Below are 26372 nucleotides of genomic sequence, written 5' to 3' on the forward strand. Positions count from 1 at the left end.
GGGTGACGCCGGCGATTGCGTGCCCCGTCGGATCCAGTCCGGGGCGGAGCCGGCACGGCCCCTTCGGTCGCGGCTTTGTGTACCGTGCTCGGCCCGATCACCTGCGACGCTTCGGCCCCATGCAACGTCCGTTCCCGGCCACCTGCCGAACCGCCCGCCCACTCGCCGCCGTCCTTCTGTCCGCAGCCCTCATGCCCTTTTTTACCTCCCTGTTCGCCGCGCCCCGGGGCGCGGCCTTTCCGCGGCTGTCCGAGAACCTCGCGACCTCGGACAGCTTCGAGATCCGCCGCCAGATCCGCGGCCCGGTCCGGGCGATGTTCGCCCTGCCGCAGCGACGCGAGGTCATCGTCGCCGCCGACGGCTACCTCTGGCGGTTCAGCGCGGACGGCAGGCTGCTCGACACCCTGGACGCACCGGGCGACATGCATCGCAACGGGATCGCCTTCGGCGATGACGGGTTCGTCGACTGGGTGCACACCGGCAAGCGCACGCGACAGGCTTACGGTCCCGAGGTCGACGGCAATGCGTTCACCACCGCGCAACTGCACGCGGCACTTTCCGCGGCGCGAGCGGTCGCCTTCGGCAAGCGGGACGAGCGCGCGTGGGCCTGGCTGTGGACGGGCGATGCGGCCTGGAAGATGGATATCACCCGCCACCGCGCGCAGGTGGATACCAGTTGCACCCTGCGCTCGTCGACCGACGAGACGGTCGCATGGTCCGATACGTGTCTGGATGGATTCGAGTCCCCGGCGCCGCTGATGGTGGAGGTCCGGCCCGGCGCCTTCGACGGCGGTGGCGCAGGCATCCCGTCGCGCGTGGACGTGGTCGCCTTCGACCGGCGCCATTACCACCTCGAGGGCGGCGTGGCCGGGTACGTCTCGGAAACCGTCGTCGGCGGTGCGATCAAGGCCGTCGCGCCCCACCTGCCGGGCGCATTGCCGCGGCGTTACTGGTTCGGCGATGCGTCGGTGCGTCTGCGCGTCGACGACGAGGCGCTCCAGTTCAAGGTGTTCGTGGGCCGGGATGCGGACGATTACGAGTTCGAACACATGGTGGACTGGTGGGATCCGTCGATCGTCATACCCGGTGCGAGCCCATGGCTGCGGGTGCGCATGCGCGGGTACATGAACCACCCCGGCGAAGACGCGCTGTGGACGCTGTACGGGCCCGATTTCGGCCTGTATGCGGTACGTCCGCGCACGCCCGTGCAAGCATCCGCACCATCCGCCCATCCGGTGCCGGCATGGCGGCCGGCGTTCGAAGGGCCGATGACGCCACGCGACGCGGTCACCGGCATCGTGGTGCTGGACACCGGCGATCGGGTGCACCGCTGGTGGCGTGCCAAACCCGCTGGGCCCCGGATCGTGGGGCCGACCGTCGCGCTCGACGCCGACAGTCCCGCGCTGCATGCCTTGCCGGTCTCGCTGCAGGTGGAGTGGGGCTCACCCTGGAGCCGGGACACGCACGCGGTGCTGGAGGTCGAGCTCGATCCGGCCGCGACCCGTTCCGCGTTCGCGGCGCTGCCGCGCGCGGACGGGCCGGCCACGTTGCTGCTCGAAGTGCCGGACCTGTTCGGCGAGGTGGACGACATGCGGCTGTCCCTGCGCCGCGGCGGCAGCGTCGTCCCGCTCGATCGGGTCCGGCTCGCCTACAGCCGACGTCCGCCGTTCCGGCCTTGGCGGCCACGCGACGGCCAGCCCGCGCCGCCCACGCGCATCGAGCAGCTCCAGCGCACCGCCGACGTCGTGCCGGCCGGTGGTGCGGAGGTGCTCGCGCGCTTCCGGGCGCAGGCCGAGGCCCTGGCCCACGCGCCCGACATGGTCGCGCGGGCGACACCCTTCATCACCGCCGCGTATGCGCGCCTGTTGGGCGAACTCAATGCCGGTGGACGCGCCGACGCCTCGGTGACCCTGGCCCGGCACTATCTCGCCGAGGTGCATCCCCATACGTCGAAGCACGCGACCGACCCGGCCACCGCCTACAACACCAGCGTCATCGCCAGCCAGACGCTCGCCGTCGCGGTGCACCGGCCGCAGGATGCCGCGCTGGTGGATACGGTACTGGCCCGGCTCGTCGGCTCCCGCTTCGATCCCGATACCCACACCAATGCCACGCTGCTCTACAACCTGGCCTGCTATTACGCACTGACCGACGACCGGTCGCGGATGTTGCGGCACGTCGCCGCTGCAGCGCGGCTCGGCAAACCGGCGGCGCAGTTCCTCGGCGATCGTGATTTCGAACGCTACTGGGACGATCCGGCATTCACGGCCGCCACGCGCGGTGAACGCGGACGCCCGTCGGACTGAGCACGTACACGGGGCGGGAACGCCGCGGGCCTCCGTGCAATGTCGGTGTGGCCCGTCACCGGCGGATGCCGGCCGACCCGACGGGGGCAGCGTGCGCCGACGCCTCCGGACACGTCCGCGTCCGCGGCGCCTCGTCTCCACCGAGCGCATCCAGCGGGCCGGGCCCGCGCGATGCTCATGCCGCGCAGGCGGGCGGCAGTGCAGGCTGCAGGCCATGCCCACGCAGGAGATTCGGATGGACGGCCTCATCTTCGACGGCTGGGACCACGTGCGACGCACGCTCGTGATCGGTGTCCTGGCCTATCTTGCACTCGTCGCATTGCTGCGTCTCTCGGGCAAGCGCACGCTGTCCAAGATGAATGCATTCGACTTCGTCGTGACCGTCGCGCTCGGCTCGACGCTCGCGACGATCCTGCTCGACAGCGGCGTGAGCCTGGTCGAAGGCGTCACCGCGCTGGCACTGCTGGTCGCGCTGCAGTTCGTCGTGACCTGGACCAGCGTGCGCTGGCCGTGGCTGAAGCGTGCGGTCACCGGGGAGCCCACCCTGCTGCTGCATCGCGGCCGCCTGCTCGGTGACGCGATGCGTCGAGCACGTGTCACGGAGGAGGAAATCCGGGCCGCGGCGCGACAGGCCGGCTCCGGCGCCCTGACGGAAATCGATGCGGTGGTCCTCGAGACCGACGGCACCATCAGCGTGGTGGCGACAGCGCGCGAAGAGGGGAGGGTCCGACTGCCGGGGCTCCGGGTGGACCCGCCGGCATGACCGGGCGCGTGGCGCCGGCGACGAACCGGGCCGCCTGACGTCCCGCGCAATCTGCCGGCGTCGTGCCCGCCGCAGCGGCGTGTCCGTCCGCGATCGTCGCGGGGCCCGGCACACATGCGTCTCACCTGCGCGCGCCTAGTCTTCACGTCTCCCGCAGCCCGGCACGCCCATGGACCGCCTGTTCCGCCTCTGGTACCGCGTGCACGCGACCTTCTGGTTCCTGCCGACCCTCATCGTGACCGCAGCGGTGATGCTGGCGTTCATGGCGATCGAGGCGGACTCGCGCTTTGTCGCGTCGGGCGCGCTGGAGCGCTGGCCACGGATCTTCGGCGCCGGGGCGAGTGCCTCGCGCAGCATGCTCGACGCGGTCGCCGGCTCGATGATCACCGTGGCCGGCACGGTGTTCTCGATCACCCTGGTCGCACTCTCGCTGGCCTCGAGTCAGTACAGCTCACGGGTGCTGCGAAACTTCATGGCCGACCGGGCCAACCAGTCCGTCCTCGGCATCTTCGTCGGCATCTTCGCCTACTGCCTGGTGGTGCTGCGCTCCATCCACGGCGAGGGCGACGACGCGTTCATTCCCTCGGTGGCCGTGCTCGTCGGCCTGCTGCTCGGATTCGGCGGAATCGGGGTGCTGGTGTTCTTCATCCACCACATCGCGCAGTCGATCCAGGCCTCGCGGATCATCGATGCGGTGCGCGCCGATACCTTCGAGGCCATCGACCGTCTGTTTCCCCACCGCTTCGCATGCGCTCCCGACACGCCGCGTTCGCCGGCCGGTGCGAGCTGGCAGGCGGCATGCCGGGCGAAGAAGGGCGGCTATCTGCAGTTCGTCGACCACGTGCGACTGGGCGAGTTGGCGGTCCTGCATGGCGTCCGGCTCGAGGTGCACCCGCGGGTCGGCGATTACCTGCTCGAGGACGATCTGCTGCTGTCGGCATCCCCCGCCGCGCCTGCGGGCCTCGGCGACGCCGTCCGCGGCTGCTGGTCGATCGGACCGCAGCGCACACTGGAACAGGACGTCGGCTTCGGCATTCGCCAGCTCGTGGACGTGGCCTTGCGGGCACTGTCGCCCGGCATCAACGACACGACGACGGCGGTGATGTGCATCGATGCATGCACCGCCGTGCTGCGTCACGCCGCGACACGGCGCCTGCAGTTCGACGGCTGCGAGCGTGAGGGGGTGGCCTGGGTCGAGACGCGCCATCCGGTGTTCGCGGAACTGCTCGACGAGGCCTTCGACCAGATCCGGCATGCGGCAGGCGACAACGTCGTCGTGCTCGACCGGTTGCGCTGGGCGCTTGCCGCCCTTGCCGACGCGACGCCCGAATTCCCGCACCGTCAGGCGATGCGGCGGCATGCGGGGCGCATCCGGGACTGTGTCGACCGGCGGGTCCAGGATCCGGAGGCGCGGACGCGCCTGCAGGAGGCGCTCGACGTGCTGCAGCGCAGGCTGTGATCCGCTCCGCGCGACATGTGCGGTCATACCGCGTGGATGTGGCGGCGTGTCCGGCATCGCCGTGCCCTCTGCGCGCGTCTAGGCGATGCCCGGGATCGCCCGGTCCGCCGCGGCGAAGTTGGCGTGCAAGCGCCCGTCGACTGCCGACAGGGCGTTCACCCGGTCCGGTGACCGGAACCCGTCGGCGACGCCGAGCCGACCGTGGGGCGGCCCCACGCGGTCACGGAGTCTTCCGCAGTGGATCGCACAGGCCCGCCATGCGTGCCTGCGGGCGCGATCAGCCAGGCAGCAGTGCGAACAGGGCGATCGCCAGCGCCACCGCGGCGACCAGCATGATCGGCACCCATCGCCGCGCCGCGCCCCGGGCGACGGGCGCGGCGTCGATACGCGTACCGCGCGCGGCATCGGGTGGGATGTCCAGTTCCGGGGCGACCAGCAGGAAGCTCACGGCATCGAGCCGCAGCGCGTCACCCGGGCTCAGGAAGCCGTGCTGCACACGTCTGTCGTTGATGTAGGTGCCGTTGGAGGAGTCGAGATCCTCGACCGACAGGCCGTCGCCGACCGGCTTCACCAGGGCGTGCCGGCGCGAGATCTCGTCGTCCGGGAGCGTGATGTCGCATTCCGGCGCGCGCCCGATCACGACGGGCCCTCCGACGGGAAACGCCCTGTCGGCCACGGCCCCGGAGATGCCCCGCAGCACGAATCTCGGCAACGCGGCCCGCACCCGGGTGGCACCGGTGTCCTCGTCGGCATGTCGTGCGACGTCCGGCGCCGCCGTGCCGCGCTCGGGTTCGAGCGGCGCGAACGTCGCCACGACCGCACCGATGTCGATCTGGTCACCGCTGCGCAGCGCCATGATGTGTTCCACCGGCTTGCCGTTGACCGCCACGGGACCGCCGCCCTGGGGCACCTGCAGGTTGGCGCCGGTGCCGGTCACGTGGATTTCGCAGTGGAGCGGATTGAGCGCATGCCCCGAAAGCACCACCGCGCCCTCGGCAGCCGTGCCGATCCGGTTGACGCCTGCGCTCAGCAGGACCTGGCCATGCTCGCCGTTGGGAAACACCAGCTTCATCTCTTCGCTCTCATGCGCAACGGCGCGGGCATGCAGTGCCGACATCCGCCCGTATTCTAGTCATGCCGGTGTGGACGCGGGCACACGGGGACTCCAGCGGGTGACGGTTCGCCGGCGGCAGCGCGGCGGCCCGCGCAGGGCATGAGCAGGACTGCGGCGCGCTCGCAGACCACCGGCTGCAGGCCTCATGCGGGACCGCCGGCCGTCGTTCGGGCGCGTGCGGCCCGGGCGAGTCCGCATCGCCACCCGCGGCGACACGGGTCCGCACATCCGCCCCGGACGGTGCACGCTCCGGATCGACTGCCGTGCGATCACCGGGGCTCACGTTCGCGCCACGCCCGCCTCGCTAGAACGTCCAGACCGGATACACCGAGCAACCGTCGGTGGAGTGGGAGACACATATGAGCATGCAGGACGAGAAGCAGGCGAGGCCCGTCGCGGACTCGGATCAGACCGAAGCCGATCGGCAGCAGGACGTCAGCGTATGGGCGCGCGCGTTCGGCGTGTCGTCGGATGCGCCGGCCACGACGCCCGAGGCGGAGACGCCCGAAGCGCGGGAGGCCGATGCGCAGGCCGAGCGGACCGGGCGGACGCCGCGCGCATAGTGCTCGGCGGGCGGCGCCGGCTCAGACATCGCCCGGATCGACGGCGTCGAGCTGCGCAGACACAGCGTCGGGGAGTGCGAGGGAGGCGGCTCAGATGCGCGACCGACGCGGTGCCGGGGATGGCCAGGATGTTCGGTGAGCGATGCAGCAGCCAGGCGAGGGCAAGCTGCATCGGCGCCACGCCCAGTGCGTGGCCCAGCGCACCCAGCGTCTTCGACTGCAAAGGCGTGAATCCACGAGCGGGGAGAACGGCACGTAGGTGATGCCGCGCCGGGCCGTCTGGTCGATGAGCGCGTCGTCTTCGCGAGGCACGAGGTTGTAGAGATTCTGGACACAGACGATGTCGCAGATTCGCGCGGCGTCCTCCACCTGGCGCCGCGTGACGTTGCTCAGCCCGACGTGGCGGACGAGGCCCCGCTGCTGCAGCTCGGCAAGCGCCGTCAGCGGCGCCTCCAGCGCACCGTCGACCGGCGTGCGACATCGAACATGCTGCGCAGATTGACGACATCCAGCACCTCCAGGCGCAGGTTGTCGTGCACCTGGCGGATGTCCTCGGATGATTGCGCCGTCAGCCAGGCACCGTCGACGCCGCGGATCGCGCCGACCTTGGTCACGATGGCCAGGGACTCCGCATCGGGATGCAGCGCCTCGCGGACGAGACGGTTGTTCGCGTGGGGGCCGTAGGCATCGCTGGTGTCGATGTGGTCCACGCCCAGCTCGACCGCTTCGCGCAGCAGGGCCATGGCGGCGGCCGGATCCTCGGGCGGGCCCATCACGCCGGGGCCGGCGTGTTGCATGGCGCCGTAACCGATGCGTTTCACGCGGCGATCACCGAGCGGAGCGGTCGCGCGATCAGATGTGACGGAGCGGAAATCGGGACGGGTCATGACGGGGACTCCAGGGAGACGAACGGGCGACGCTGCGCGGCAGGCATCGGCAGGACCGGCGTGGCGGCCTGCCGAAGTCGGTCAGGCCGCGTTTGACGCTCGGGGCGAGCCGGGTCAGAGCCGCCCGGTCGCGAGCAGTTCCCGTGTGCGCGCCAGCGTCGAGTGCAGCGCCGCGCGGAAGCCCTGTTCGCCGTCCATCGCGGCCTGTTCGGGCCCACCGGGCCGTTTGCCGCGAAGGCCGAGGTAGCCGGTGTAGCGCAAGTGCAGGGCGCCGGCCTCGTCCTCGAACAGCTCGTTGATGATGGCGCCCTCGCGGGGCCCGGCGGCCTGGAAGAACGTCACCTTGTGCCCGGGTTCGAAGCTGATGAGCTCGCGCAGGTCCTGGCCTGCGATCGTGGCTTCGCGGACGATGTGGGTGGCGCTCTCCTCGACCACGTCGCAGCGTGTGCACAGGCCGGGCGGCAGGAACAGGCGGGCGTCGCGGGCTTTGAGGACGAGCGCCTGCCAGAGCTGGTCGCGGCTGAGCTGCACGTCGCCGGGCGGGTTGACGGCGGCGGTGGCGGTGGAATGGATCATGTCGGTCTCCTTCGGATGGGGCGGCCCGCGATCACGCGGACCGTCCGGCCAGCTCGGACGCGAACGCGCGGTAGGAGGACAGCGGGCGCCCCAGCAGCGAGGTCAACCGCGCCACGTCGCCCGCCTCGGGGCGCATGCCGTCGGTGAGGAAGCGTTCGCTCATCAGGCGCATGTCGTAGGCCATCCAGCCGGGCATGACGTGGCGCATGGTCTGCTCGAAGGCCGCGGTGTCGTCGCCGCCGTAGGCGACGGCACGTCCGAGCACCTCGCTCCAGATCGCCGCCACGTCCGCGCCGGTGAGGATGTCGGGGCCGACGAGGTTGATCACCTCGAAGGGAAGCGGCCCGGCCGACGCGCGCCGGAGCAGTTCCAGTGCCGCGACCTCGGCGATGTCGCGGGTGTGGACCATCGCCAGCCCCCGGTCGCCGATCGGCATCGGGTACACGCCGTGCTGCACCACCACGTCGCGGATGCTGACGTCGTTGTCCATGTAGTAGGCCGGGCGCAGCACGGTGGCGCCGAAGCCCATCTGGTCGAGCATCCGCTCCACAGCGAATTTGCCGGCGAAATGCGGCACGTTGACGTACACGTCGCTGTGGATCACCGACAGGTAGACGACGCGTTCGACGCCTGCGGCCCGCGCCAGGTTCAGTGCGACGAGGGCCTGGGTGAACTCGTCGGGCACCACGGCGTTGAGCAGGAAGAGGGTGGAGACGCCGTCGAAGGCCGAGCGCAGCGCGTCCACGTCGAGCAGGTCGCCCTGCACGACGGTGACGCCGTCGGGGAACGTCGCCTTGGCGGAATCGCGGACGAGGGCGCGGACATCGGCGCCGCGACGCGCCAGCTGGTCGACGACCTGGCGGCCGACATTGCCGGTGGCACCGGTGACGAGAATGGTCATGGGAAAGCTCCTTGCGGTTGGGGTGGAGCGATGATTGGTGATCCGCTCGCGACCCGATAGCCCTAATATCTGGACCTCCCGTCTCTCTGGTGGAACACATGGACCTGCTCGCCCTGGCCGACTTCAATCTCGTGGCGCGTCATGGCGGCTTCGGCCGGGCGGCGCGGGCGGCGGAGCGCCCGAAGGCCACGCTGTCGCGCCGGGTCGCGGAACTGGAGGCGGGCCTCGGCCTGCGGCTGTTCGAGCGCGGCGCCCATGTCCTCAAGCTCACCGAGGAGGGCCGCGCGCTGCACGCGCGCACGGCGGTCTTGCTCACCGAGCTCGAGGAGACCGCCGCCGAGATCGCCTCGGGGGGCAGCGTGCCGCGCGGGCGCCTGCGCATCAGCGTGCCGCTGCTGTTCTCGCAGGTCGCGATGGGCGCATTGGCGGCGCGCTTCGCGATGCGTCACCCCGAAGTGCAGCTGGAGGTCACTACCGAGGATCGCGCGGTCGACATGGTCGAGGAGGGCTACGACCTCGTGATCCGCATCAATCCCGATCCCGACGAGAGCCTGATCGGACGCATCCTGCTCCGCGATCGCCTGGTCGTGGTCGCCGGGCCCGACCTGCCGCGTCCCGCGGACGGGCGGACGGTGCCTGCGGTCACGCGCGGTGCCGCGGGCCCGGCGGGAACGTGGACCTTGGGGTCCGGCCCGGAGGCGACGGCGCTCGCGGTGGAACCGGTCCTCGGCCTGTCCTCGATGATCATGGTGCGTGACGCGGTCCGCGCCGGCGCCGGCGTGGCCAGGCTGCCGGTGTCGCTGGTCACCCGCGATCTCGCGGTCGGACGGCTGGTCCTGTGGGGCGAGGTGGCCGGTCCCGACATCGAACTGTGGATGCTCTACCCGTCGCGGCGCCTGCTGAGCGCACGGGTCGCCGCGTTTCTCGAATTCTGCAGGCACGCGTTTCCATCCGGCACGCCGGAGGAACTCGCCGCATACGTGGGCTGATCCCGCGCGCGTCGTGCCGTTGGCAAGGTGGTCACCGGGCGAGGCGCAGAGTGGCCGGCCCCTGCCACCGCACGCTCCGATGCGAACCCAGGAGAACCCGCATGCGTCGCCCGTTGTCGCCACGTGATCTCGGCTTCGAGGTCCACCCCGGCGACGAACTCTCGCTGTTCAAGTGGTTCCTCGCGAGCTTCCTGTTCGGCAAGCGCATCTCGCAGGCCATCGCGGCGAAGACCTGGCGGATCATCGTGGTCGTCCACGGCTGCGACACGCCGCGCAAGCTCGGCGCGTGCAGTCACGCCAGGCTGGTGCGGATGCTCGGTGAAGGCGGCTACCGGCGCTATGACGAATCCACCGCGCCACGACTCGCGCAGGTGTGCCGGACCTTGATCGACGACTACGACGGACGCATCACCGGGATCGCCGACGCCGCGTCCGGTCGCGCCGGCTTCGAGCGGCGCCTGCTCGCATTTCCGGGAGTCGGACCGGTCACGCTGGCCATCTTCATGCGCGAGGCGGCCGCCGCGCTCTACGGTCCGGAGTGACGCTGCGCGCCCCGGGACGATCCGTCGCGGATCGTCCCGGCCACGTCCCGGAGCCCGTGTCCGGCGGACGCGCGTTGCCGGGTCACGCGACTGCGGATCGGGGCGACCTCCAACGGCGTCCGCGCGCGCCTACTTCTGGATTTCGACCAGCTCGACTTCGAACACCAGCGACGCACCGGGCGGGATCACCTGACCCGCTCCGCCCGCGCCGTAACCGAGCCACGCCGGGATGTGCAGGATGCGCGTACCTCCTGCCTGCATGCCGGCCACGCCTTCGTCCCAGCCGCGGATGACGCGGCCGGCGCCGAGCCGGAATACGAACGGCTGTCCGCGCTCCAGCGAGCTGTCGAACTGCGTGCCGCGCTTGTCGGGGGCGTTCTCGTCGTAGAGCCAGCCGGTGTAGTGCACGGCGACGTCATCCCCGCTGCGGGCGGCGGGACCCTCGCCGCGCGTCACGTCGATACGCTGCAACTCCGCGACATCGCCGCCGGTGTAGGGCGGCGGACTCCCGCAGGCGCCCAACAGCAGGGCGGCGAGCAGCAGGGCGACGTGGCGCAGCGGGCGTCGGGTCATGGGGACTTCGTCGGGAAGCGGAGCCGCAGCATAGCCGTTGCGGTATCCGGTCACGGCGCAGGCCGGCTGCACCGTCCGTGCGCATGGCGCCGTCCGGCCGGGCGCGGTCTGCGGCGGCGGGCGCCCCGCCGCGGACGGCGCGGAGGCGTGACGCCCTAGACCGGATCCGCTTTGCTGTCACGTGATGCGAGACAGGACACGGGCGGCGCGTCGTGGGCAAGGGCGTAGCCGCATTCCCCGTCTCGCGGCCCACACGCGCGCTGCTAGCATCGGGCGCTCCCCCTCCGCCATGGAGACGACATGCACACCCGCCGACCGGACGGTTTTTCACGTCGCCGCGCACTGCAGGCGTTGGTGCTCGCCGGCGCGGCCACCGCGCTTCCCAAGGGCTTCGCGGTGAGCCCGCAGGCTCGCCGGCTCGGCGTCGCGCTCGTCGGCCTGGGCGGCTACAGCCGGGACCTCCTGGCGCCCGCACTGCAGCTGACCCGGCACTGCCGGCTGGCCGGCATCGTGACCGGCTCGCCGGACAAGGTGCCCGCGTGGCAGGCGGAGTACGGCATTCCGGATAGCGGCGTCTACAGCTACGACGACATGCACCGCATCGCCGACAATCCCGACATCGACGTGGTCTACATCGTCACACCCAACCATCTGCACAAGCCGCTGACCCTGGCCGCGGCGAACGCGGGCAAGCACGTCTGGTGCGAGAAGCCGATGGCGATGGATGCAGGCGAGGCCGAGTCGATGGTCCGCGCTTGCCGCGACAACAAGGTGCAGCTCGCCATCGGCTACCGCATGCAGCACGAGCCCAATACGCGGCGCTTCATGGCGATGGCGCAGGAGCGTCCGTTCGGGCGCATCGTGCAGCTGCGGGCCGACGCGGGCTGGTTCGGCTGGCGCCAGGGCGCGGACGATGCCTGGCGCCTCGACCCGGCGTGCGGCGGCGGCGCGATGTACGACATGGGCGTGTACTGCGTGAACGCCGCGCGTTACAGCACCGGCCTCGAGCCGGTGGCGGTGCGTGCCTGGGACGAGACCGCGCGCCGCGACATCTTCGCAGGCGTCGACGAGACCATGCGCTTCACGCTGGAGTTTCCCGACGACGTCATCGCCCGATGCGTCACCAGTTTCGGTCGCAACCTCAACACGCTGCACGTCGACTGCGAACGCGGCTGGTACGAGTTGTCGCCGTTCCAGTCCTACGACGGCAACGTGGGCCGCGCCAGCGACGGGACGCGTTTTCCCGCACAACTCGGAGAGCGTCCGCGCATGCAGGCCGAGCAGATGGACCAGGACGCGCTCGCCATTCTCGAGGGCCGGTCGCCGCGTGCTCCGGGCGAGGAGGGGCTGCGGGACATGCGGGTGCTCGATGCGGTGTTCGCGTCGGTGCGGCAGGGCAATGAGCGGGTGCGCGTGGCCGGTTAGCGACCGGTGGTCCGGAGGTGCGGCGTCGTGCATAGTGTGCCACCGCCGCCACGTCCGGACCGCCCTGCGCCGGTGCTTGGCCCCGCTTGGCGGCAAGCTCCCGCTTGTCCCGATCAGGCCGCCCCTGCGGACACGCCCGCCGCGTCGCGCCGCACCCGTGAACTGGATGACCCGCGAGGCCACGTTTCGCATTCGGTTATCGTCTCCGGGCCGGTGCGTGGAGAGGGTCTCCGCGCCCGGATCGTTCGACCGCGCGTACGATTGAACCGCGCCCCGCCCGGAGACCGTGATGGACCTGTTGCTCGAAACCCGGCTTGTGCAGGCCGCGCTGATCTTCAACGGTCTGATCCTGGTCACCGTGGCCTGGACACGCTTCCGCCTGCCCGGCACAGCGATTCCGCTGGCCGCACCGGTGTGGCGCTCGCATCGTTATCTGACACCGCGCGGGGTTGCGCTGCAGGTCGCCGGTCTGGTGATGGCCACGCTTGGCGTGGCCCTGCTTGTCCTGTAGGTCTACGCAGCAGGGTCGGGCGGCGTCCCGCCGCCGATCACACCGCCGTCTTCCCGGGTGATGACCAGGCACGCGGAGCGTGGACGATGCGGCGCACCGTCGGGCCAGTGCGAGGTGTAGCGCCCCTGCCTGAACGCGTCGAGTGACGTCGTCTCGCCCGGATGCTGCACGTTGACGAACAGCGTGCGGCCATCGGGCGTGCCGACCACGCCGGTGATTTCCTGGCCCACCGGCCCAACGAGGAACCGGCGCAGATCGCCTGTCGCCGGGTCGGCGCAGAGCATCTGGTTGTTGCCGAAGCGCGCGTGAGGCCCTTGGTTGACGACCTCGGCCGACACGTCGCACTGGATCCACAGCCGGCCGTCGCCGTCGAACCAGAGCCCGTCGGGCGCAGCGAAGATGTTGCCCGCGTCGAGCGGTTTCCCGGCGACCGAACCGCTGCGCTCGTCGCCCGCGAAGGCGAAGATGTCCCAGGCGAAGCCTTCGACCGCCGGATCGTCGGCCGACGCCGGCAGCGCGGCATCCTCGCGCCAGCGCACGATGTGCCCGAACGGGTTCGGCCCGCGCGGATTGGCGGGATCGCCCTGTCCGGCCGTGCGCGACGTGTTGTTGGTGAGGGTGAAGTAGACCTCGCGCGATTGCGGGTGCACCGCGCCCCATTCGGGGCGGTCCATCGCCGTCGCGCCGACATGATCCGCCGCCAGCCGCGCGTGGATCAGCACCTCGCCCTGGTCGGCAAACCCGTTCTCAGCAGTGAGTCCGTTCTCGCCATGGCGCAGCGCGAGCCAGCGTCCACGTCCGTCGGGCTCGAACCGCGCCACGTACAGCGTGCCGTCGTCGAGCAGATGCCCGCCCGCGTCCACTGCGCGGTAGGGATGACGGCTGACGTACTTGTAGATGTACTCGAAGGTGGCATCGTCGCCGGAATACGCCACCAGCGGCCGGCCCTCCACGGGCGGCTGGAACACGATGCCCTCGTGCGCGAAGCGTCCGAGCGCGGTGCGCTTGACCGGGGTGCTGTGCGGGTCGTTGGGATCGATCTCGACGATCCAGCCGAAGGTGTGGGGTTCGTTGCGGTAGTCGGTCTCCGCCCGCGGGCCCTGCGCGGTGGCGTCGAAACGGGCGAAGAGCGCGTCCGGATCCGCTTCGGAGGGCACGGTCTCCCAGCCGCGCGTGCTGTACCAGCCGAAGCGTCCCGGCGCATGGCTGACGCTGTAGCGGTCCAGCGCGGGGCGCGCCGCGGCATCGCGATAACCGAAATAATGGTTCCAGTTTTCCTCGCAGGTGAGATAGGTGCCCCACGGGGTCACGCCGTGCGAACAGTTGTTCATGGTGCCGCGTGCGCGCGTACCTTCGGGGCTGTAGGCGGTGCGCATCAGCCTGTGCCCGCGCGCCGGCCCGGTGACCGTCATCGGCGTGCAGGCGGTGATGCGCCGGTTGCGTACGTCACGGACCAGTGTCCACTCCCCGTCTTCGCCGCGGCGTACGCTGCACACGCTCACGCCGTGCGCGTTCATTTCCTTCAGCACCTCGTCGGCCGGGCGCGGCGCGGTCAGCGTCGGTCCGCGCGGATGCAGGAACAGCCAGTCGACGTACTCGTGATTCATCACCAGCAAGCCCGCGTCTGAACGCGGGCGGCCCGTGGCGTCCTCGGCGGGGAAGAAATGCATGCCGTCGTGGTGCATGCCCATCTGCTCGGCCTGCTCCGAGGCACTGTTGCCACCGTGCCGGTCGAAGTCAGGGTAGGTGCCGCAGATCGGTTCACCCCAGGGCAGGAACACCTGCACGCGATAGCCAGGCGGCACCGAGACCGCATCCGCCGCGCTGGTGGGAACGCACTCGAAGCCCAGCAGCGTGCTCGGCGACGCCGCCGGACGCGCCGCCCGCACGGCGCCTCCGCTCAGCGGCAGGCCGAAGAGTCCGATCACCGCCGCGCCCAGCCCGCCCTTGAGGAGCGCGCGGCGCGAGAAGGCTTGACGCATCACGGAATGGAAGTCGGATCGCGGGATCGGGCTGCGCGGGGGATCCTCGTCAAGCCCGTCGCGTGCGGGGTCGAACTTGCGCTGGGTCATCGGCACATGTGGAAAACGGATGCGTCGCTCCGGCAGGCCAGCCTGACATGGGGCGATGAAACTTCGATGTCAGCGTGAACTGGTGCCTGGCGTGGGATCGCAGCATGCATCCATGCCTCGGCACGGATGGCCGACGTGACGCCTGACCGCAGCGCTTGCAAGGGCCTGTTCCGAAGCAGCGCGCAAGCGACTCCCGCGCAGGCGGGATCGAAGCCGCAGGATGCCGGCGATCCGCCCGACGCGTCGATCGTGCCAGCTGCGGCAGCCTGATACGTGCCACGTCCTGGGCCAGCTGTGCGAGTACCGGCGTCGACCGTCGGATCCCGAGGCCGCACTGCCGCACGCGGCGATCGATGGCCGGCTCGGCCGAAGTGTCATCGACAACCGGCATCGTTACGTAGAATGCGATGTCGGACTCCGTCGATTCCTGCCCACACGCATATGCAGCCTGCCAGTCCAGCGTTCATCCTCAACCGGCAACTCGACATCGGCCAAGCGGCCCGTCGTTTCGCGCAGCAGCGCATCGTGCAGATCCCGGACGTCTTCGACGCCGGCACTGCGCAAAGACTGCATGCCTGCCTGGAGACCGAAGTGCCCTGGGGCCTCGCCTATGAGCTCGATGGCAGTCCCCAATATCTCGATAGCGCTCACCTCGCCAGGATCCAACCCGGGGCGATGGCTGACATCGAGCGGCAGATCCGCAGCGAGGCCGGTCAGGGGTTCCAGTATCGGTATCTCAATTATCCGATCCTCGACGCCTACCTGCAGCAATGGCCCAACGAAGTACCGCTGCTGCATGCGTTTCTCGAGTACATCAACGGACCGCAGTGGCTGTCGTTGATCCGGGCGGTCTCGGGAATGCCGGAACTGGTCAAGTGCGATGCGCAGGCCTCGCTCTACGCGCCCGACTGTTTCCTGCATCGCCATAGCGATGCCAAGAGCAGCGAGGGCTGGCGGATCGCCTACGTACTCGGCATGACGCGCGATTGGCGCCCGGACTTCGGCGGTGCCCTGCAGTTCCTCGACGATGCGGGCAATACCACCTTGGGTCTGATGCCGCAGTTCAACACCCTCAACCTGTTCGCTGTCCCGCGCTGGCACATGGTGACGCATGTTCCACCGTATGCACCCGTCGGCCGCTACGCGATCACGGGCTGGCTGAGGGATCGCTGAGCATGGTGAGCGGCGAGTGGGCTCTGCGTCGCCCAGTGCGACGAGAGAATGGGTGGCGCCCGAGGTCGGAACGCGTTTCCGGTCGTGCCTGGGACGTCCACTCCTCGGCGACGCGATGCCCGCGCGTCGCCAGCATCGTGTTCCATGTTCCAAGCCGGCTGCCGGACGCGGATGTCCGAGCGCTTCGGGCACTGGATGCGTCGTGCGCACGATCCGGCCGGTTCCGCACGTGTTCACCATCCTTCGATCCGGGCGCCCTCAGGCTGTGTTTTCAACCCGATCGCAGCGAGAAGCGCAATGGCCACACGTCTGAGGAAAGGCAGCCACGTGGAGTGGGAGACGTCGCAAGGCAAGACCCGGGGCAAGGTGGAGCGGAAGCTGACGTCCGACACCACCATCAAAGGGCATCACGTCGCCGCGTCCCCCGAGTCGCCGCAGTATCTGGTGGTCAGCGACAAGACCGGCGCCAAGGCGGCGCACAGGGCCGATGCCTTGAAACGGGTGGATGGATCCTCGTGAGCAGGACTGGTTCCATCGCCTGAGTCCCTCGCTGTCCGGCGCGTGATCCGCCGGCAGGCCACACATGACGTTGGGTCGACTGCGCCGGGCACCGTCATGCCGGCACGCGACATCGCGTCCGGTCCGAGCGGGCACTTGACCGCGGGCTTGCCGCCCATGCCTCGCAGCCCGTATCCACGCCCGCGTCGCGCGGACCGAGGTGTGCCTTGTCGCCAGTGGGCCCTCGGGCCTTCGGCGTCGACCACGCCGGGTATCGCCAACCGCATCGACGACGGACTGCTTTCGCGTGCACAGGGCGGATTCCTTGGGTCCGCATCCCGCTGCTCGTCGGTCTTCGTGTCGACCAGCGATCGCGTTCGTCCGACGTACGCCGCGGTCACGCATCCGGCCGAGGTGGCGCGTGGTCGCGCTCGTTGCGTCGATCGTCGCGATCGACGTCCGGCGGCTGGTCGCGACCTCGAACCTGCACACCCGTTTGATCCGGCGGCGGGGGGGCGTCGACGGCAGTCGGGCTGCCAGGGCGTCACGTCCGGACGCAGGCGGCACTGCGACACATGCGCACTTCGACCGGCCGGCCGCGAGCATGCGTCTGGCGGTATTTTTGTGCTGGTTCATGCAGTGCTGTCCGCGCCCCTTTCCGACTGCATCGCCGTCCTTGGCGCACCGCCTCCCCAGAGGAGATCTGGCGGTCCGTGCCGTAGGCAAGCCCCCCTTGTCACCCGCGGCGCTGCACCCGGGGTCCAACAAAGGGAGTGCGAGTGACGGGTCCGGCCTCAAGCGCCGGGCCGGGCCGCCGATACAGGCTTGACCGTCCAGCATTCCGGATCCAAGGCACATGTATCTGATCATCGGCGCCGTCGTCGTCATCGCCAGCATGGTGGGCGGCTTCACGATGGTGGGCGGCAATCTGCTGTCGCTGTGGCACGTGAACGAGATCATTGTGATCTGCGGCTGCGCGCTGGGCGCCTACGTGATCGCCACACCGGTCAAGGTGATGAAGAGCGCGATGCAGAGCATGATCGCGCTGCTCAAGGGGCCGAAGTACCGGCGCGCCGACTACGTGGATCTGCTCAAGCTGATCTACGAGATGCTGGTGAAGATGCGACGCGACGGCACCATGTCGATCGAGGACCACATCGAGAACCCCGACAAGAGCCCGATCTTCCAGAAGTATCCCAAGGTGTCGGGCGATCACCACATGCTCACCTTCATTACCGACTGCCTGCGGCTGATGGTGGGCGGCAACATGAACCCGCACGAGCTGGAATCGTTGCTGGAATACGAGCTGGAGACCCATCACCAGGAGGCGCTCGAGCCCTCGCACTCCGTGCAGAAGGTGGCCGATGCGCTGCCGGGCTTCGGTATCGTCGCGGCGGTGCTGGGCATCATCCTGACGATGTCCATCGTCGGCAGCGCGCCGCCTGCCGAGATCGGCGCCAAGGTGGCGTCGGCACTGGTCGGCACCTTCCTCGGCATCTTCATCGCCTACGGCTTTGTCGGCCCGATCGCCAGTGCGATGGAGAGCCGGGCGCACGAGGAGGGCAAGGCCTTCGAAGTGGTCAAGATGGCGCTGGTGGCGTCGCTGCGCGGCTATGCCCCCTCGGTGGCCATCGAGTTCGCGCGCAAGCTGCTGTTCTCCGACGTGCGCCCGAGCTTCCAGGACCTCGAGGCCGACCTCAAGGCCGCCAAGGGCTGATCCGGGTGCGCCATGAGTGACGTCCTGCAACCCATCATCGTCGTCCGCAAGAAGAAGCACGGCGGCGGCCATCACGGCGGCGCCTGGAAAGTGGCCTATGCGGACTTCGTGACCGCGATGATGGCGTTCTTCATGGTCATGTGGCTGGTGGCGACCATGCCGCAGGAACAGCTGGGCGGGATCGCGGACTACTTCAAGAATCCGAGCGCCGTTGCCGGAACGGCTTCGTCGATGGCGGCCGGTTCGAACGGGCCGGGCGGCGCCGGCGACGTGCCGATCAAGATGTTCGACCACATCCGCAACCCGCCCGGCGCCGGCCCTGCCCAGGGCGCGGACGAAGTCGCGCAGGCGGCGCGCGACCTGGCCGACCGCGAGCGGCTCGAGGCCCTGCAGCGCGCACTGGAGAAGGCGGTGGCCAGCAGTCAGGCGCTGGCGCCGTTCAAGGACCAGCTGCTGATCGACATCACCCCCGAAGGCCTGCGCATCCAGATCGTCGACACACACAACCGGCCGATGTTCGACCTCGGCTCGCCGAACCTCAAGGATTACACCACCCAGATCCTCGTCGAGCTGGCGACCTACTTCAACCAGGTCGAGAACCGCATCGCGATCTCCGGGCACACCGACAACACGCCCTATACAGGCGTCAGCGGTCTCAGCAACTGGGAGCTCTCCACCCAGCGTGCCAACGCGGCGCGGCGGGCGCTCGTGACCGGCGGCCTGCAGGACGGCAAACTCTCGCGGGTCGTGGGCCTGGCATCCTCGGTGCCGTTCGACAAGACCGACGAAGGCAATCCGATCAACCGGCGCATCAGTATCGTGGTGCTCAACAACGCGGCCGAGCGCAGTGCGGCCGAAGTGAACGATGCGGTGGCGGCCGTCGGTCCGCAGGCAGGCGCGCCATTGCCCGGCGACGCCCGGCCCGGCGCGTCGGCGGATATCGGGCCGAGCGCGGATGCGTTGCCCGCGCGCTGAGCGCGGCGTCGACGCAACGGAGCGTGGGTGCGAAGTGGCGGTTGCGCTGGGCATGCGCCCCGGCGTGGTGTGGGCACACCTGTAGCGACCGTGCGGCTGTACCGTGTGCCGCCCGTCGACTAGTCTGTCCGGCCGTCGCAGTGCCGAGCCGTCCCGATGAAGCTGCAGCTCTCCCTCGAGTGGTTCCTCAATCCCGACCACCTGCCGCTGATCGCCGGCATCGAGCGCGGCTGGTATCGCGACGCCGGAATCGAACTCGAACTGCTGGTGCCGGACGATCACTACGACGGGCTGGCCGCGGTGGTCGAGGGCGAGATCGCCTTCGCCTGCAACGAGCCGCTGCACATGATCGATGCGCACCGGCCCGGCTTGCGCGCATTGGGCTGTTTCTTCGAGACCGAGGGCGGAATCCTGCTGAAACGCGAGGCCGGCGCACGTCTGCTCGCGGGCGGCGCGGTGCGCCTTGCGTCGCCGGTGGCCGGCGGCGTCACCGATGCGATCGCCGTCGAGATCCTTTCGCGCTGGTGCACGGCCCAGGGAGCGTCATTCGGCGCCACACAGGTGCGCATCGAGAGCGCCGGCTTCGAACATCTGGCCAACCTGCGCGCCGGGTACGACGGGGCATGGCTGTGCTTCGCCAATTTCGAAGGCGTGGAAGCGCGACTGGCAGGAATGGATACCCGGTTCATCGCCACGCACGACGTCGGCATGCACAACTTCTCGGCGCTGGAACTCTTCACCTCGCAGCGCTTCATGGCCGAGCATCCGGATGTGGTGGACACCGTGACGCGACTGGTCGGGCAGGGCGCGCGCCTGTGCCGCGACGATCCCGCGGAGGCGGCCGCCCTGTGGTACCGCTACAGCCGCACCGAACCGACGGCGCTGATGGATGCGATTGTGGCCGATACCTGCCCGCGACTCGTCGGCCCGGTGCGGCGCGATGCGGCGCGCTGGCAGGGCATGTGGCAGCAGTTCGAAGCACTCGGGCTGAGCCAGGTCGATCGCACCGGATACGAGGCCCTGTACGCCTGACGGGCTCCGGGCGCGGCTCCGGACCTCCGACCTGCCGCAAGGCCGGGCGCGAAGCCGCGCCGCGTGCGGCGCCGAAGGTGAATGGACGCAGGCATCGACGGTCGATCCGGCGGCACCGGCCCGGGGTAGCGCGCGGCCGGGCCGCCCCGTACCGCGCGAGAGCGTTCGCGTCAGGCGACCTGCGCGGTCTCGGCGGCCATCGCCTCCAGGTACGCCGACTCGAGCTGCTGGGCGCTGAGCACGCCCGCCTCGAGGCTGCGCACGAGCCGGCCGGCGCGCATGATGCCGATCCGGTCGGCGACCTGCCGCGCGCGGAACAGGTCGTGGGTGGCCATGAGCACCGCAGCACCGGCGTCGCGGCGACGCGCGACCAGATCGTGGAACTCGGCCGACGCCTGTGGATCGAGGCCCGAGGTCGGTTCGTCCAGCAGCAGTACGCGCGCCTCCTTGGCGATCGCGAGCGCCACGCCGACTTTCTGACGCATGCCCTTGGAGTAGGTCGCGGCCCGGCGGTCGACCGCTGCGGCCTGCAGGCCGGCGTCTGCCAGGCACGCCCTGAGACGCGAAGGTGAAGCGTCTTCGATACCGGCGAGCGTTGCGAAGTAGCGCAGGTTCTCGAAGCCGGTCAGCTCGTCGTGCAGCGCGACCAGTTCGGGAATGTAGAGCAGGCGCCGGCGTGCGCCGAGCGGGTCGAGCACCACGTCGATGCCATCCACGAGGGCGCGTCCCGACGTCGGCTTCAGGAAGCCGAGAAACAGCTTGATGGTCGTGCTCTTGCCGGCGCCGTTGGCACCGAGCAGGCAGTAGACCTCGCCGGCCTGGATTTCGAGGTCCAGGCCGTCCAGCGCGGTACGGTCGCCGAAGCGTTTGGTGAGTGCGTCTGACTTCAGCATGGGGACCTCATGTCTCGAGCGGATGGCGGCGGCCGAGCCGCCACAGGGTGGCGCCGGCGATCAGCAGCGTGCCGGCCAGAAGAACGGCCCAGTCCCACAGCAACGGCGTGCGCTGGTCCGGTTCGCGGAATGCGAACTGCGGCACGCGGGCATAGTCGTCGAGCGTGATCGGGGCGTCGGCGTCGAGTCGCCCGGCCAGCCATGCGCGGGTCTCGCCGCGGAAGGCCAGCACCTGCGCCCGGAAATCCACCGCGCGATCGGCGTCGGATCCGGCGATGCGGTCCAGTGCGTCCTGGGCGGCCACCGAGGGCAGCACGAAGCGGATCGCGTCGATATGGGCGCGGCGATCGGCAAGTGCGGCTTCGTACGGTGCGCGGATCGGCGCCTTGCGCGCTTCCAGCCGCAGCGCGTCGTCCACGAACACACGCAGCCGCTGCGGCAGGCGCGGCGGCGGAACCGGTTCGACCAGGGGGGGACGGCCCCGTACCTCCGCGCGATGTTCGAGATAGACCGCGCGCAGCGCATTGCCCTGTGCGATCGCCGAGGGGGCGGGACGGACGATGTCCACCACGGCCAATGCCAGCGCCGGCCCAAGGGCGACCACGAGCAGCCACAGCACACCGCAGGCGACCGCGGCTGCGGCGGTGCGCCGCACCAGCACGTTCACCATCAGCGCCAGTGCGAGCCAGAAGAGGCCATAACCCACGATCGTCAGCAGGGTCATCGCCAGGCCGGTGGGATGCGGACCCGAGACCCAGGCCAGCGCCGCGCAAGCAAGCAGGGCCATCGGCGCGAGCACCAGCAGGCCGCGCGCCAGCAGCTTGGCGAGCAGCAGCGTGCGCGGCAGCAGAGGCTGCGACAGCGCCATCGCACCGGGGCCGCGTTCGCGCTCCCGCACCCAGACGTCGTAGGTCGCGGCGAGGAGCAGCAAGGGCATCAGCGCGACGATGACGAAGGCCAGATCGAAACGGCCGGCGGCCTTCATCGCCGGGTTGTCCACGTGCACCCGGAACGCATCGAAGATGGTGTCGTCGCTGAGCGGCAGCATGCGGCCGGCATAGGGATAGGCCTCCGCCTGGCCGATCGACAGCGCGCCCAGCGGCCCGGGTTCGAGCACCGGCCGGAACGGCACGCCCTGCGGCTGGGCGGCGAACGGCTGCTCGCCCGGCGCGGCCTTGGCGAACTGCTCGCGCCGCGTCTCCATGATCTCGTCGATCTCGGCCACGACACCGGCCACCGTGGCCGCGCGCTCGGCGCGCCATTGGGCGCCGGTCCAGGCGCCGTAGAAGGCGGTCAGCGCGAAGGCGAGCAGCAGCCAGGGCAAGGCGCGGTCGCGCGCGGCCAGCCGCAGTTCCTGGCCCAGGATCGGCAGGATGCCGCTCATCGAGGTCGCCCCAGTCGCGCGCCGGCGTAGCTGGCCAGCGCCAGTGCGGCCAGGGCCCAGGCCAGCAGGATCGCCGCATTGACCGCCTGGCTGCGCCAGATCGCGCCGAGCGCCCGCCGTTCCGGCGCGAAGACCAGGCTCGCGGTGAGGGCGCCGACATCGGTCAGGTATGGACCATCGCCCTGGGGAAGATGCCGGGCGACATCGGCATTGAGGGTCTGGATCAGCCGGTAGCGGTAGTCCTCGGCCTGGCGCAGGAAGGCCAGGTGCGCGTCGGTGTCCGTGCCGGCGAACGCCATCGACAGCGGGGCGATCGCCAGCTCCGGGGCGAGCACGGCGGCGACACGCTGCACGCGTGCCTGGCCCGCGTAACGGTCGAACAGGTCGGCGTAATGGCGGTTGTAGGTCTCGGTGGAGTTGCGCTCGCCGAACTCCAGCGCCAGACCTGCGAAGTTCACCGGCAGATCTTCCACGCGACTCACCCCGTAGCGGAGAAGTGTCGCTTCGCGGAAGGCATCCAGACGCTGGTCGGCCGGGTCGTGGCCGCTGATGCCGTTGCGGGCTTCATCGGTGACCGCCTTCTCGAACGCGGGTGCGCTGGGCGTCGGATGCCGGTGCTCGGCCAGCGCCGGCACCAGCCGCGGCGCGATCAGGGTTGAGAACGCCCAGAAGCAGAGCAGGGCCACCAGCGCTCCGCGCGCGGTGCGGAAATGTGCGGAGGCTGCCAGGGTCAGGCCGACGAACAACAGCAGATAGGCGAGAAATCCGGCACCGATGCTCACGGCCGAGAGGTAGTCCTGCATGTCGGCGTTGCCCCGGGCGAGCAGCACGAGGCCGGCGCCGGTGAACACCGCGACGAGGGCGAGCGCCCAGCCGCCGAGCGCGAGCAGCTGCCCCGTCATGAGGGTGCGCGCCGGCACGCCGGCGGCCAGCTCCTGCATCAGCAGCTCGCGCGAACGCTCGCCTGCGAACGTGGAGAACCCGGCCAGGATGATCACCAGCGGTGCGAGCACCTTGAGCGCCCACGCCGCACTGAAGCCGCCGAAGCGCGAGGCCGCGGCTCCGGACTCGGTCGGCCGGTCCCGCGCCGGATTCTGCGAGTGTCCCTCGAGCCGGACCGACACGCCCAGTTGGTCGGTCAGTCCGGGATCGAGCGCGGCCAGTGGTGAAACCGGTGCGTAGACGTCACGTCCGAAATGCGCGGCCCCGTGTGGATTGGTGGGACCCTGGTCGTTCCAGATCCGCGCCGCTTCGAGCTCGGCGGCGCTGCGCTCGAGCCCGAGCCGGCTGAAGCGCCCATGCCCGGTCAGCAGACTGGTCAGCATCACCAGCACCACCAGGGCACTGACCCAGACCAGGCGGCGGTCGCGCCAGTGCAGCCGGGTCTGGGTGCCGGCGATGGCCAGCAGGTGACGGGTCGACATCAGTAGCGCGCCCGCAGGGTGAGGGTGACGTTCCGCGGCTCGCCGAAGGTGTTGTACGTGTTCGGCCCGCCCACCCGCGCGTAGTACACCTTGTCCAGCAGGTTGTTGAAGGAGGCGGAGATCGCCAGCGTCGGCGAGAGTGCATAGCCGCCATGCAGGCTCAGCAGCGCATAGGACGGCTGCTCGCGCACGCCTTTGACACCTCCGCCCACGAACAGGCTCTGCGCCTGCAGGCCCGCGGCGATCCACCCGCGGTCCCAGCCGGGAGCGCCCGGCGTGTACTTGGCGAAGGCCTTGACGGTGTGTTCCGGCTCCCAGGTGTCGATCGGCTGGCCGATCAGGTTCGCGTTCTGGTTCTGGATGTGCTCCGTTTCCAGGAACGTGTAGCCGAACGAGAGATCGATGCCCTGCGTCGGACTGCCGTTGATCTCGAGATCGACACCGCGCACTTCCACTTCGCCCAGAGGAATGAAGAAGCCGGGATGGGCGGGGTCGGCGAACGGACGGTTCACGTCGCGGGTGCGGAACGCCGCCAGCGAGGCATTGAGGCCGGAATCGAAGAAGGTGCCCTTGACCCCGACCTCGAACTGCTTGCCCACGCGCGGGTCGAGCGCCGTTCCGGCGCCACCGTCGTACTGCAGCGAGGTCTGCGGAATGAAGATGTCCGAGTAGCTGCCGTAGAGGCTGACGTTCGGCTGCACGTAATAGACGAGGCCGCCGTACGGCGTGACCACCCCGGACTCGCGCCCGCGGTTGGCGAATGCCGTGGGATTGGGGTTGGGCGCGATCGTGCGGAACTTGGAATTGAAATCGCTGACCCGCGCACCGAGTACGGCGGTGAGGCCGTCGACGATCTCGAAGCGGCCCTGCCCGTACACGCCCCGCTGGATGGTGCGCGTGTGCCCGCCGTTGTTGGCCACGAAGTTCGGGCGTGGCACCGACGCGGCGTCCTCCAGTACAACGCCAGATCCCGGCGGCGTGCCGGTGTAGGGGACATTGGAAATGCCGGTGTTGACGTTCTCGTACAGCTCGTAGCTGTGGCCCACCGTCAGCGTGTGCTCGCGCCCGAAGAGTGCGAGCGGACCGGACGCGTAGAGGTCGGTGCCGGTGCGCTCGGTAGTGCCGTCGTTGGTGCGCCGGTTGTAGCTCGGGAAGCGCCCGGTGACCGGATTCAGCCCAACGCCAGGCGTCGGGTAGCCGTCGGTGAAGACCTTCTGCTGGTCGCGGTAGGTGACCTTGGCCCGCACGACCCAGCGGTTGGCGAACTGGTGACGCAGGTCGGCGGCGTACTCGATGGTCTCGTAGACATTGAGGTTCCAGTCCGGGTACTGGTTGGTGGAGCGCGGCACGTCGAGGAACCGGTTGTGCAGCGGATGGCCGGGCAGGTTGTAGTTGGCCAGTCCCATGCTCATCGCGTCGCCGCGGTCATCCTGGTAGGTGACCATCGCCGAGGCGAGCGTCCGGTCGCTGATGTCGAAATCCAGCACGCCGTAGGCGACCACCTTCTCCTGGTGCGAGCGGTCGACGAAGAAGTCGCGCTCCTGGTAGGAGCCGGCGAAGCGACCACGCAGGCGGCCGTCGAACCCCAGAGGCGCGCCGACATCGGCCTCGACGCGGTAATTGTTCCAGGAGCCCGCCGAGACCGCGCCGGTCGCGCCGAAGACGCCCGGCGCACGCTTGCGGATGAAGTTCGCCGTGCCGCTCGGCTGGCCCGAGCCCTTGAAGATGCCGGCTGGACCGCGCAGGACTTCCACCTGCTCGTAGACGACGAGATCGAATTCCTGTGCCTGGCCGCTGTTCCAGGCCGGAATGCCGTCGTACGACACATCGAGCAGATAGCCGCGCGAGCGGATCTGCCCGATCAGTCCGTCCCAGGTGGTGACGTAGACACCCGGCACCTGGGCAAGGGCATCGGTCATCGTGACCAGGTTCTGGTCGAGGATCCGCTGTTGCGTGATCACGCTGACCGTATTGGGCACATCGAGGATGGACACCGGCTCCTTGCCGCCGATGCTCACCGATTCCGCGGCGTAGCTTCCACGTGCACCCGTGACCCGGATGGTGTCCAGATCACTGGCCGGCGAAGTCTGTGCCAGGGCAGGCAGCATCGCGGCGAACAGGGGCGCGACCACGAGGGCGCGTGTGCCACGGCGAGGCGATCGGAGGACAGCGGGCGAGACGAGGTTCATCTGAAGCTCAATAAGGTGAAGGTGACGTTAAGTTATAACATGACTCTCGATTCGTATTCATCTTGTCTGTTATCGGACACGCCGGCCGCGGAAATCCAGGGCGAGAGGACTTGTGTTCTGAGCCCCCCGAACCGTGTGGAAGACCATGTCCGGCGAGGCCCATTTCCAGCAGGGGGTTCAGAAAGCTTGCAGGACCCCATCCGCCGTCGCGGGCGCGACGCTCCGTACTCCGCCGACAAATGTCTGCCTGAGGCAACGGGGCAATACCGGGCGACGCTGCGAGCAGCCGACTTCGGAATCGAACCGGCGTCTACGGCGCTTTCGTCAAGCACTCGACACGTCCACCGACGGAGACCGCAAGAACGGTGCGGCCGGAGGCGACGCCGTCCGGAGGAGCGTGTGCCCC

General features: G+C 69.7%; 24 protein-coding genes. 13 read left to right on the forward strand and 11 right to left on the reverse strand.

Annotation, left to right across the window (positions count from 1 at the left end; genetic code table 11):
- Positions 1-191: 191 nt before the first annotated feature.
- The 3 genes from H0E82_RS10580 to H0E82_RS10590 all read left to right on the forward strand — a co-directional run bounded on the left by H0E82_RS10580 (position 192) and on the right by H0E82_RS10590 (position 4528).
- A complete protein-coding gene (locus H0E82_RS10580) occupies positions 192-2306 on the forward strand; it encodes a TPR end-of-group domain-containing protein (protein WP_180545415.1) in 2115 nt (704 codons plus the stop codon).
- Positions 2307-2541: 235 nt separating this feature from the next.
- Positions 2542-3069 carry a DUF421 domain-containing protein gene (locus tag H0E82_RS10585; RefSeq protein WP_180545416.1) on the forward strand — a complete coding sequence of 176 codons (528 nt, stop codon included), beginning with the start codon at positions 2542-2544 and terminating at the stop codon, positions 3067-3069.
- A 169-nt stretch (positions 3070-3238) separates the two neighbouring features.
- Positions 3239-4528, forward strand: coding sequence for a DUF2254 domain-containing protein (locus H0E82_RS10590; RefSeq protein WP_180545417.1), 1290 nt, complete (start codon positions 3239-3241; stop codon positions 4526-4528).
- A gap of 277 nt (positions 4529-4805) precedes the next feature.
- Here H0E82_RS10590 and H0E82_RS10595 read toward each other — a convergent pair whose 3' ends face one another.
- Entirely contained in the window at positions 4806-5645 is an 840-nt protein-coding gene (locus tag H0E82_RS10595) for an FHA domain-containing protein (protein ID WP_180545418.1), read from the reverse strand.
- Positions 5646-6001: 356 nt separating this feature from the next.
- Here H0E82_RS10595 and H0E82_RS16830 point away from each other — a divergent pair, with 356 nt between their 5' ends.
- Positions 6002-6205, forward strand: coding sequence for a hypothetical protein (locus H0E82_RS16830; RefSeq protein ID WP_235974292.1), 204 nt, complete (start codon positions 6002-6004; stop codon positions 6203-6205).
- 90 nt (positions 6206-6295) lie between these two features.
- On the opposite strand, the gene H0E82_RS17005 is transcribed toward H0E82_RS16830, so the two are convergent.
- The 4 genes from H0E82_RS17005 to H0E82_RS10610 form a co-directional block, all read right to left on the reverse strand.
- Complete coding sequence (locus tag H0E82_RS17005; protein ID WP_328797019.1) at positions 6296-6763, reverse strand: aldo/keto reductase; 468 nt, start codon at positions 6761-6763, stop codon at positions 6296-6298.
- Positions 6646-7092 carry an aldo/keto reductase gene (locus H0E82_RS17010; protein ID WP_328797009.1) on the reverse strand — a complete coding sequence of 149 codons (447 nt, stop codon included), beginning with the start codon at positions 7090-7092 and terminating at the stop codon, positions 6646-6648. Before H0E82_RS17010 ends, H0E82_RS17005 begins: the two co-directional genes overlap by 118 nt.
- A 114-nt stretch (positions 7093-7206) precedes the next feature.
- A complete protein-coding gene (locus H0E82_RS10605; RefSeq protein ID WP_180545419.1) occupies positions 7207-7668 on the reverse strand; it encodes an AtaL-like protein in 462 nt (153 codons plus the stop codon).
- A gap of 31 nt (positions 7669-7699) precedes the next feature.
- Positions 7700-8569, reverse strand: coding sequence for an SDR family oxidoreductase (locus tag H0E82_RS10610; protein WP_180545420.1), 870 nt, complete (start codon positions 8567-8569; stop codon positions 7700-7702).
- 98 nt (positions 8570-8667) lie between these two features.
- Between H0E82_RS10610 and H0E82_RS10615 the strand changes: the two genes are divergently transcribed.
- Positions 8668-9558 carry a LysR family transcriptional regulator gene (locus tag H0E82_RS10615; RefSeq protein ID WP_180545421.1) on the forward strand — a complete coding sequence of 297 codons (891 nt, stop codon included), beginning with the start codon at positions 8668-8670 and terminating at the stop codon, positions 9556-9558.
- 101 nt (positions 9559-9659) lie between these two features.
- Positions 9660-10100, forward strand: a complete 441-nt coding sequence (locus H0E82_RS10620) for an HhH-GDP family DNA glycosylase (protein WP_180545422.1) — start codon at positions 9660-9662, stop codon at positions 10098-10100.
- A gap of 129 nt (positions 10101-10229) precedes the next feature.
- On the opposite strand, the gene H0E82_RS10625 is transcribed toward H0E82_RS10620, so the two are convergent.
- Positions 10230-10658 carry an FKBP-type peptidyl-prolyl cis-trans isomerase gene (locus H0E82_RS10625; protein WP_425600340.1) on the reverse strand — a complete coding sequence of 143 codons (429 nt, stop codon included), beginning with the start codon at positions 10656-10658 and terminating at the stop codon, positions 10230-10232.
- Between the two features lie 315 nt (positions 10659-10973).
- Between H0E82_RS10625 and H0E82_RS10630 the strand changes: the two genes are divergently transcribed.
- Positions 10974-12098 carry a Gfo/Idh/MocA family protein gene (locus H0E82_RS10630; protein ID WP_180545424.1) on the forward strand — a complete coding sequence of 375 codons (1125 nt, stop codon included), beginning with the start codon at positions 10974-10976 and terminating at the stop codon, positions 12096-12098.
- Between the two features lie 289 nt (positions 12099-12387).
- Positions 12388-12609, forward strand: a complete 222-nt coding sequence (locus H0E82_RS10635; RefSeq protein ID WP_180545425.1) for a hypothetical protein — start codon at positions 12388-12390, stop codon at positions 12607-12609.
- 2 nt (positions 12610-12611) lie between these two features.
- On the opposite strand, the gene H0E82_RS10640 is transcribed toward H0E82_RS10635, so the two are convergent.
- The gene (locus tag H0E82_RS10640) at positions 12612-14681 is read right to left on the reverse strand and encodes a PhoX family protein (protein ID WP_180545426.1); all 2070 of its coding nucleotides are present in this window, start codon (positions 14679-14681) and stop codon (positions 12612-12614) included.
- Between the two features lie 441 nt (positions 14682-15122).
- Between H0E82_RS10640 and H0E82_RS10645 the strand changes: the two genes are divergently transcribed.
- The 5 genes from H0E82_RS10645 to H0E82_RS10665 all read left to right on the forward strand — a co-directional run bounded on the left by H0E82_RS10645 (position 15123) and on the right by H0E82_RS10665 (position 20076).
- Entirely contained in the window at positions 15123-15854 is a 732-nt protein-coding gene (locus H0E82_RS10645) for a 2OG-Fe(II) oxygenase (protein ID WP_180545427.1), read from the forward strand.
- Between the two features lie 297 nt (positions 15855-16151).
- Complete coding sequence (locus H0E82_RS10650) at positions 16152-16373, forward strand: hypervirulence associated TUDOR domain-containing protein (protein WP_180545428.1); 222 nt, start codon at positions 16152-16154, stop codon at positions 16371-16373.
- An 835-nt stretch (positions 16374-17208) separates the two neighbouring features.
- A complete protein-coding gene (gene motA, locus H0E82_RS10655; protein WP_180545429.1) occupies positions 17209-18069 on the forward strand; it encodes a flagellar motor stator protein MotA in 861 nt (286 codons plus the stop codon).
- Between the two features lie 12 nt (positions 18070-18081).
- A complete protein-coding gene (motB, locus tag H0E82_RS10660; protein WP_180545430.1) occupies positions 18082-19044 on the forward strand; it encodes a flagellar motor protein MotB in 963 nt (320 codons plus the stop codon).
- A gap of 156 nt (positions 19045-19200) precedes the next feature.
- Positions 19201-20076: an ABC transporter substrate-binding protein gene (locus H0E82_RS10665; protein ID WP_180545431.1), complete on the forward strand. Its 876-nt coding sequence runs from the start codon at positions 19201-19203 to the stop codon at positions 20074-20076.
- Between the two features lie 170 nt (positions 20077-20246).
- Here the strand turns inward: H0E82_RS10665 and H0E82_RS10670 are convergent, their stop codons facing one another.
- The 4 genes from H0E82_RS10670 to H0E82_RS10685 are packed head-to-tail and all read right to left on the reverse strand — an operon-like array spanning position 20247 to position 25909.
- The gene (locus H0E82_RS10670; protein ID WP_180545432.1) at positions 20247-20969 is read right to left on the reverse strand and encodes an ABC transporter ATP-binding protein; all 723 of its coding nucleotides are present in this window, start codon (positions 20967-20969) and stop codon (positions 20247-20249) included.
- Between the two features lie 7 nt (positions 20970-20976).
- Positions 20977-22353 (reverse strand): DUF3526 domain-containing protein, encoded by a 1377-nt coding sequence (locus H0E82_RS10675; protein WP_180545433.1) that lies wholly within the window; start codon positions 22351-22353, stop codon positions 20977-20979.
- Positions 22350-23777, reverse strand: coding sequence for a DUF3526 domain-containing protein (locus H0E82_RS10680; RefSeq protein ID WP_180545434.1), 1428 nt, complete (start codon positions 23775-23777; stop codon positions 22350-22352). Before H0E82_RS10680 ends, H0E82_RS10675 begins: the two co-directional genes overlap by 4 nt.
- Positions 23777-25909: a TonB-dependent siderophore receptor gene (locus H0E82_RS10685; protein WP_180545435.1), complete on the reverse strand. Its 2133-nt coding sequence runs from the start codon at positions 25907-25909 to the stop codon at positions 23777-23779. Before H0E82_RS10685 ends, H0E82_RS10680 begins: the two co-directional genes overlap by 1 nt.
- Between the last annotated feature and the right edge of the window lie 463 nt (positions 25910-26372).

Origin of the sequence: Luteimonas deserti, from assembly GCF_013425765.1 — a bacterium.
Taxonomy (GTDB): Bacteria; Pseudomonadota; Gammaproteobacteria; order Xanthomonadales; family Xanthomonadaceae; genus Luteimonas; species Luteimonas deserti.

Coding starts and splice junctions, on each gene's coding strand:
- H0E82_RS10580 (WP_180545415.1), top strand. CDS start 192: ATGCCCTTTTTTACCTCCCTGTTCGCCGCGCCCCGGGGCGCGGCCTTT.
- H0E82_RS10585 (WP_180545416.1), top strand. CDS start 2,542: ATGGACGGCCTCATCTTCGACGGCTGGGACCACGTGCGACGCACGCTC.
- H0E82_RS10590 (WP_180545417.1), top strand. CDS start 3,239: ATGGACCGCCTGTTCCGCCTCTGGTACCGCGTGCACGCGACCTTCTGG.
- H0E82_RS10595 (WP_180545418.1), bottom strand. CDS start 5,645: ATGTCGGCACTGCATGCCCGCGCCGTTGCGCATGAGAGCGAAGAGATG.
- H0E82_RS16830 (WP_235974292.1), top strand. CDS start 6,002: ATGAGCATGCAGGACGAGAAGCAGGCGAGGCCCGTCGCGGACTCGGAT.
- H0E82_RS17010 (WP_328797009.1), bottom strand. CDS start 7,092: ATGACCCGTCCCGATTTCCGCTCCGTCACATCTGATCGCGCGACCGCT.
- H0E82_RS10605 (WP_180545419.1), bottom strand. CDS start 7,668: ATGATCCATTCCACCGCCACCGCCGCCGTCAACCCGCCCGGCGACGTG.
- H0E82_RS10610 (WP_180545420.1), bottom strand. CDS start 8,569: ATGACCATTCTCGTCACCGGTGCCACCGGCAATGTCGGCCGCCAGGTC.
- H0E82_RS10615 (WP_180545421.1), top strand. CDS start 8,668: ATGGACCTGCTCGCCCTGGCCGACTTCAATCTCGTGGCGCGTCATGGC.
- H0E82_RS10620 (WP_180545422.1), top strand. CDS start 9,660: ATGCGTCGCCCGTTGTCGCCACGTGATCTCGGCTTCGAGGTCCACCCC.
- H0E82_RS10630 (WP_180545424.1), top strand. CDS start 10,974: ATGCACACCCGCCGACCGGACGGTTTTTCACGTCGCCGCGCACTGCAG.
- H0E82_RS10635 (WP_180545425.1), top strand. CDS start 12,388: ATGGACCTGTTGCTCGAAACCCGGCTTGTGCAGGCCGCGCTGATCTTC.
- H0E82_RS10640 (WP_180545426.1), bottom strand. CDS start 14,681: ATGACCCAGCGCAAGTTCGACCCCGCACGCGACGGGCTTGACGAGGAT.
- H0E82_RS10645 (WP_180545427.1), top strand. CDS start 15,123: ATGCAGCCTGCCAGTCCAGCGTTCATCCTCAACCGGCAACTCGACATC.
- H0E82_RS10650 (WP_180545428.1), top strand. CDS start 16,152: ATGGCCACACGTCTGAGGAAAGGCAGCCACGTGGAGTGGGAGACGTCG.
- motA (WP_180545429.1), top strand. CDS start 17,209: ATGTATCTGATCATCGGCGCCGTCGTCGTCATCGCCAGCATGGTGGGC.
- motB (WP_180545430.1), top strand. CDS start 18,082: ATGAGTGACGTCCTGCAACCCATCATCGTCGTCCGCAAGAAGAAGCAC.
- H0E82_RS10665 (WP_180545431.1), top strand. CDS start 19,201: ATGAAGCTGCAGCTCTCCCTCGAGTGGTTCCTCAATCCCGACCACCTG.
- H0E82_RS10670 (WP_180545432.1), bottom strand. CDS start 20,969: ATGCTGAAGTCAGACGCACTCACCAAACGCTTCGGCGACCGTACCGCG.
- H0E82_RS10675 (WP_180545433.1), bottom strand. CDS start 22,353: ATGAGCGGCATCCTGCCGATCCTGGGCCAGGAACTGCGGCTGGCCGCG.
- H0E82_RS10680 (WP_180545434.1), bottom strand. CDS start 23,777: ATGTCGACCCGTCACCTGCTGGCCATCGCCGGCACCCAGACCCGGCTG.